The organism is Bartonella tribocorum (assembly GCF_002777915.1).
GTDB classification, from domain to species: Bacteria; Pseudomonadota; Alphaproteobacteria; order Rhizobiales; family Rhizobiaceae; genus Bartonella; species Bartonella tribocorum_A.
On record NZ_NJGE01000004.1, the window covers coordinates 149,934 to 156,403 of the forward strand.

Below are 6,470 nucleotides of genomic sequence, written 5' to 3' on the forward strand. Positions count from 1 at the left end.
CTTTTTTAAACAGAATTGGTCAAGCAGCGTAAAATCATATCATTACGATGCACCATAGCAGAACGTGCCTCATACCCAAGAATAGATTCTATTTCTTCGCTTTTACGTCCTATAATACGTATAGCTTCATCTCTTCCATAACTTACAAGTCCACGCGCAATCTCAACCCCATTTGTATCAACAATTGCAACCGTATCCCCACGATGGAAATTTCCCTCAACAGCAATAACCCCTGCTGCTAATAATGATTTTCCTGATTCAAGAGCCTTAATAGCTCCTTGATCAATCGTCAAAATACCAGACGGATCTAAATGACCAGAAATCCATGTTTTCCAAGCACTAACAGATTTCTCACCGGCCGCAAAAAAACTCTTGCGTTCACCTTTATCAATCGCCGCAAGAGGATTCATACGTTTGCCTGAAGTAATGATCATCGCTGTTCCAGCAGCATTCGCTATCTTTCCAGCATCAAGCTTGGTCTTCATTCCTCCCCGTGAAAACTCTGAAGCAGCAACATCCGCCATTTTTTCGATATCATGCGTAATGGACGCAACAAAAGGAATAAATTCAGCCGTCGGATCACAATGGGGCGACTTTGTATAAAGACCATCAATATCAGATAAAAGTATTAAAAGATCCGCCCCCATCATTGTTGCCACACGTGCAGCTAAACGATCATTATCACCATAACGAATTTCATTTGTTGCAACAGTATCATTCTCATTAATAACAGGCACTGCTCCAAAACGTAAAAGTACATTAATCGTCGCACGTGCATTGAGATAACGCCTTCGTTCTTCTGTATCAAATAAAGTGAGCAAAATCTGGCCTGTTTTGAGTCCATGTTGTGCAAGCGCATCACCGTAGGTTTTTGCTAATTCAATTTGTCCCAAAGCAGCACACGCCTGACTTTCTTCCAATTTCAAAGCTCCTTTAGGAAGCTGTAGCAATGTCCTTCCTAAAGCAATAGCGCCTGAAGACACCAATAATATTTCTACGCCTCCTTTGTGCAATTCAACAACATCATTAATCAAGCTTTTAAGCCATTCAACGCGCAAACCTGTCTGAGGATCAACCAAAAGTGCAGATCCAATCTTAACCACGATACGTTTATAGTGTGTGAGTTTTTGCAATCCAACAACAGCCATCTCAATCAATCCTGCTATCCCCACCAATCTCCTCTTTGCGTGACATTTCAATAATATGTGCACCTGTACGCAGCACATTTTCTAAACCTTCGCGGCTAACCGCAGAAAACATCATAACAGGTTGATCCGTTACTTTGCGCAAAGCTTCCTGTTTTGTTTTACGCTCTTCAATCGTAAGAGTATCTATCTGGCTTAAAGCGACAATTTCAATCTTATCACTTAGATTATTTCCATAGGCCTCAAGTTCATGACGCACAATTTGATATGCTTTTACAACATCTTCTTCTTGAGCAGAAATTAAATGAAGGAGAACACGACAACGTTCCACATGTCCTAAAAAACGGTCTCCAATTCCCACCCCTTCATGGGCTCCTTCGATCAAACCGGGAATATCAGCCAAAACAAACTCACGACCATCAATTCGTACAACACCAAGATGAGGATGGAGAGTGGTAAAAGGATAATCTGCAACTTTTGGCTTTGCAGCCGTTACAGAAGCTAAAAAAGTTGATTTTCCGGCATTGGGTAAACCAACAAGCCCCGCATCAGCAATTAACTTCAAACGAAGCCATATTGCACGCTCTTCTCCAGCCAAACCCGGATTTGCACGACGTGGTGCCCGTTTTGTCGATGTTGTAAAATGAAGATTACCAAAACCGCCATTCCCTCCTTTTGCAAGGCGATAACGCTGTCCCACTTGTGTTAAATCACAGATTAACGTTGTATTATCTTCTTCAAAAATTTGCGTTCCAACCGGAACTTTAAGGATGACATCATCACCCTTCTCACCCGTCATATTACGCCCCTTGCCATGCCCCCCTGTTTTTGCTTTAAAATGCTGTTGGTAGCGATAATCAATCAGCGTGTTAAGCCCATCAACAACAAGAGCCCAGACATCACCACCCCGTCCTCCATTCCCTCCATCAGGCCCCCCAAATTCTATGAATTTTTCACGGCGAAATGATACTGCTCCAGAACCTCCATTCCCAGAACGAATATAAACTTTAGCTTGATCAAGAAATTTCATTGGAAGCACTCACTGAGGAATCAATCTCTCTACCTCTATAGGCAATATATTAATTTTACCAGTTTTTCATCATTGATAACAGAAAAACTGTCACGATCGCTAATAACTCTTTGAGAAAAAATCATCCCGTTAATAGATTAAATAAAGTGAAGTCTTCTAAAAAGAAGGCGCTATTCTTGTATTTTTGTTTTTCCCTTTAATTCAAGCGCTAGAAGGTAAAGCTCCACTGATTCTGATCGACTTGCGGGTGGTTTAACATGATAGACTTTTTTAAAATGCTGTTTTAATCTTGCAAGAAGAGTATTTTCTGCTCCTCCTTGAAAGGCCTTTGCTAAGAAATGTCCTCCAGGCTTGAGAACAGAAAGAGCAAAATCAGCAGCAACTTCACATAAATAAATCGTTCTTAAATGATCCGTCTGACGATGACCTGTTGTTGGTGCTGCCATATCAGAAAGAACCACATCCGGTTTTGTCCCTAAAGTTTCAATTAATTTTTGCGGTGCATCTGCATGTAAAAAATCCATTTCTAACATCGCAACTCTAGGTAATGGATCCACATGCAAATAATCAATGCCAACGACACTAGGTTTTTCATCACTTGCCCCTACTATGCGCTCAGCGACCTGACACCATCCCCCCGGTGCTGCCCCTAGATCAATAACCTTTTGACCTTTTTTAAGAAACTTATAACGTTCATTAATTTCAATGAGCTTATAAGCCGCGCGCGAACGATAACCCTCTACTTTTGATTGATGAACATAAGGATCATTCAAATGTCTTTCTAACCATCGCCGTGATGAAGCTTTAATGGTTCCAGCTTTCTTTTTTACGCGCTGATATAATTCATGTGACCCTGAACCTCCATAACCACCTGTTGGGGTTTTTGTTGTTTTTTTCATCGTTATTCATCGTCTCCAATATTTAATTCTCTAACGCTTGAAATCTCTGCTCTTTCTACGACGACACCATACACCATCGCGTAACATCAGCTCTATCAAAATTCCTTCCCTTAATCCACGATCAGCAACTCTTAAACGCTGACTTGGCCAAACTTCTCGAATAACATCTAAAATTGCACAACCAGCTAAAACTAAATCTGCTCTCTCACGCCCAATAAAAGGATTTATGACACGTCTTTCTATATCCCATGACAATAAGCGTTTTGTCATAAGAGTAATGTCTGCATCATCCATCCAAATGCCATCCACTTTCTTCCTATCATAATGCTCTAAATTAAGATACATCCCTGCTAAAGTCGTAACCGTACCAGAAGTTCCCAAAAGATGAAACTTCGATCCTTGCGCTAACTCTCCTAATTTATGACGATCTGAAAAACTATTTAACAATCCTCGCACATAATTTTTCATTTTTTCAAAGTCGTCTAAACTAATATTATTCCCCCCAAAACGTTCCGCAAGCGTAACAACACCAACAGGAAGAGAAGTCCAAGCAGTAATTTGTCCCACTAAACGAAAAGAACGCTTTTGAGAAACATCAAGGAGCACAATTTCTGATGATCCTCCCCCAATATCAAAAAGCACAATTGCCTCAGTATTTGGTTCAACAAGTGTACTACATCCTGTAACAGCAAAACGTGCTTCTGTTTGCCGATCAACAATTTCCAATTCAAGACCTGTCTCATCCAAAACACGCTGAATAAAATGCCTACCATTTTCTGCTGAACGGCAAGCTTCCGTTGCAATCAAACGATAACGCTTAATATGCCTTTGTTTTAGCTTTAAACGACAAATCTTTAATGCTTCAATCGCACGATCCATAGCTTGTGCATTAAGAAAACCATTATTTATTAAACCTTCTCCCAATCGTACAACACGAGAAAAAGCATCAACAACACGAAAATATCCCGGTTTACTAGGAGATGCGATAAGAAGACGACAATTATTCGTCCCCAAATCAAGAGCCGCATAAAGAGGTGGAGATTTTATTTGAGAGAACCGTCGAAGAAAAGGCGCTTGGCGTTTTTTTGTTTTTTGAGCGTCCATCATTGTCTGATTATGAAACTCAAAAGCTGTCTCCGATTGAATTAAAACCTGTTTCTGTTTACAATGTCCTTTTCTCTGTTGTCTCTTTATATCAACAAGGATAGAGCATGCCTCTGTTCGTGACAATGCAGAACGACTATTTTTATTATTCCCACAGTGATCATGCAATTGATTTGCTTTGGTATCGTATGATTCTCCTTGCTTTGACTCTTTTGAACCATAATTTAACGGGGTCATTTCTCTTATCCCTTGAGCGTTTTCCCCCAATAAATAAACGCAAAAACTCTTCTGCCCATTCCTAAATAAAGCAACAGTGCGGCATTAAATGATAAAATACAAGAAAACATTCTCTTTTTTCTTATCATCGAAACTTTCTACGCTAGTATCATTAGATACTAACATCATTCAAATTTTGTATAATCTTTTGGTTGCTTCCGTGAAGTCATGCTTCTCTTGATAACTATAAACTAATCGTTTAAGTTCAAATCAATTTTGTAAATTATGCTATTTTTATATCATTTATACGAAGTACGCTTCTATTGTAACAAACCAGCATTATCATACTCTTTGCTAATGCTTAAGGTTGCAACAACCTACACATTGATATAGTTTATAAGAGAAAAAATTCTTTTTTTCAATCGCGTTATCCGTACACAAACCTCATTTGTTATATGCAACAAAATGGCTTTGGTTATGCTAGAATAAAAGCTTCATGGTCCTATAAAATGCAATTACGGTGCCATTATTTCGTGAATACAAGGAAAAACTATCGTTCAAAAATTCTCTGGAACTATAAATTCTCTTGTTATTATAATATTTCAATTAAAACATATTAATGCTTAATCAGACCGCTCTAAAAAGCCATATGAAACTTAAAAAGAATCTAGCATGCTCCTTATTGTAAGAAGGGCATATTTCTATTTATTTACAATTGAGTATTTCTCATAACTTTTTATTGCTAACAACTAACGCAATTACTCTCTAAGATCTGTGGAAAACTCTAACCTAATTTTCTATTATATTAAAGTATTCATGGTGATTTTAACTTCATAAAACTCGCATTTTTTTGAATAAATCACTTCTCTATCTCATGACATAAAACTTGTCACTTATTTCACCTTATAATTTATTCAAAAATATAACTCAACAATTTATGAAAAAATGACTCTCGTTAAAAATTTCCCAATGAACTTCTAAGGACGCAAAGAATTAAGTGCTGCGTTTAACCCTTTAAATGGCACAGTAAAAGAAAATACCTTTCCATCTTTAAGTTTATAGGAAATACGTACTTTATTGTCCTGTTCTATTTGTTTAGTAAGAACCGGCCCTACAGGTGATTGTGCCAAACAAACCGTTTCATTACACTGCGTATAATGAATAAGAACAGGTTTTTTTTCACCTTTCACAAACATCTGAATCGGAACATTTATATCAGAATTTGGCAATGTTCGAAGAAGCATCACTGCTTGACCATTTGTCGTAGAAACAAGAGACCAACTAAAAATGGTATTTCCTTCCTGATCATGAACAGTCTGTGTCACATTACAAATACCTTGCTTAAGCTTAAGCTTTTGTTTTTCATCACAAATCAAAGTCCAGTCATAAAACTGCATAATAATTCGTCGTGTTTCACCTGGTTCTCCTCTAGGTATGGATAAGTGCGGTGGATGAATTGTATAAATACTATTATTTTCATTAGCAAAGCTTTCGCCCTTGCCTATTAAGGCAAGAGCAAACAGAATCTTCACTAACATATTTCTTTTTTTTAAAATAATAATCATTTTTGCTATTATCATCTCAACCTCAGAGTAATTCCAGCACCTACGCCCCAGTGACCTCCAGCACTTGTAATAGATACATTCGAGCGAATATTTCCATCTTCAGATGTATAACCAGCACCGATAGCAAAGGCAGATTGGCTGCGCCACAAACCACTACCAAATGAGACACTTACAGATCCTGGTATATCATAGTAACGTAAGTTAGATACTGCCAAGCCAATAGCCGCTGCTTGTCTTGCTTCCTTACGGACATCCTCAATGGCATAATTTAACGTCTCAAACTTTATATCCGTATAAGATTTTGCCTCATTAACACCATTATTGACAAGACTACTTACTTGATCATCCGTATACTTCTTCGCATCATCAAGCACTAGCTTCATCTGCTGATCCGTATAATCATGCAATTGACCACCCGTTACCGCTTCTTTCGAACCACTTTCTATACGACCTTCCGCTAAATTATCTATCAATACTGGATCACTTTCATTACCTCCAACTAACGTAATCT

Annotated in this window: 6 protein-coding genes; all 6 read right to left on the reverse strand. The window is 38.2% G+C overall.

The genetic code is table 11. The features are described 5' to 3' along the window. Window positions 1-5 precede the first annotated feature (5 nt). Window positions 6-1,148, reverse strand: a complete 1,143-nt coding sequence (gene proB / locus CER18_RS03010; RefSeq protein WP_100128629.1) for a glutamate 5-kinase — start codon at window positions 1,146-1,148, stop codon at window positions 6-8. Window position 1,149: 1 nt separating this feature from the next. Then, window positions 1,150-2,175, reverse strand: coding sequence for a GTPase ObgE (gene obgE, locus CER18_RS03015; protein WP_100128616.1), 1,026 nt, complete (start codon window positions 2,173-2,175; stop codon window positions 1,150-1,152). 170 nt (window positions 2,176-2,345) lie between these two features. Beyond that, entirely contained in the window at window positions 2,346-3,074 is a 729-nt protein-coding gene (locus CER18_RS03020) for an RlmE family RNA methyltransferase (protein ID WP_100128617.1), read from the reverse strand. Between the two features lie 30 nt (window positions 3,075-3,104). Next, entirely contained in the window at window positions 3,105-4,415 is a 1,311-nt protein-coding gene (locus tag CER18_RS03025; RefSeq protein ID WP_100128618.1) for a Ppx/GppA phosphatase family protein, read from the reverse strand. Between the two features lie 956 nt (window positions 4,416-5,371). Beyond that, window positions 5,372-5,974 (reverse strand): invasion associated locus B family protein, encoded by a 603-nt coding sequence (locus CER18_RS03030; protein ID WP_100128619.1) that lies wholly within the window; start codon window positions 5,972-5,974, stop codon window positions 5,372-5,374. Next, window positions 5,971-6,470 (reverse strand): YadA-like family protein (locus CER18_RS03035; protein ID WP_180299371.1); only part of this gene is annotated, 500 nt, incomplete at its 5' end. The genes CER18_RS03035 and CER18_RS03030, both read right to left, overlap by 4 nt.